Source organism: Stutzerimonas stutzeri, assembly GCF_000935215.1.
In the GTDB taxonomy this organism is placed as follows: domain Bacteria; phylum Pseudomonadota; class Gammaproteobacteria; order Pseudomonadales; family Pseudomonadaceae; genus Stutzerimonas.
The window spans coordinates 1-319 of record NZ_JXXD01000191.1; the positions used below are offsets into that span (position 1 = coordinate 1).

Annotated in this window: 1 protein-coding gene; it reads right to left on the minus strand. The window is 46.1% G+C overall.

The genetic code is table 11. The features are described from left to right. On the minus strand, nucleotides 1–319 hold a 319-nt coding region (locus tag LO50_RS24935; RefSeq protein WP_157786447.1), incomplete at both ends, for a hypothetical protein.

Consider the following 319-nt stretch of genomic DNA (forward strand, 5'->3'; position numbering starts at 1 on the left):
GCTTCGTGGCTTACTTGATTCCCGATATTTCTCGCCAGCTTCTTGTAGCTCTCTGTAAGTTGTCTGAGCCGCATTTTTTATGCCCTGCCCCGCATTCGAGAAATTCTGAGGCATCTCGCTGAGTTGATGTGTAAGCGGCTCAGGATTGCTCATGAACGTATCCACAACGGGAGGCTGATCCGTTGGCTGATTATTCAGACCTGTTTGATAGTGCTCCTGAACAACTGCTGCATTTGCGTCATCCTTAACGTCAATGACATCTCTACCATCGGCTTTCATAGAATGATAGCCACTTGTATTCATGTCATTCATTTCTAAG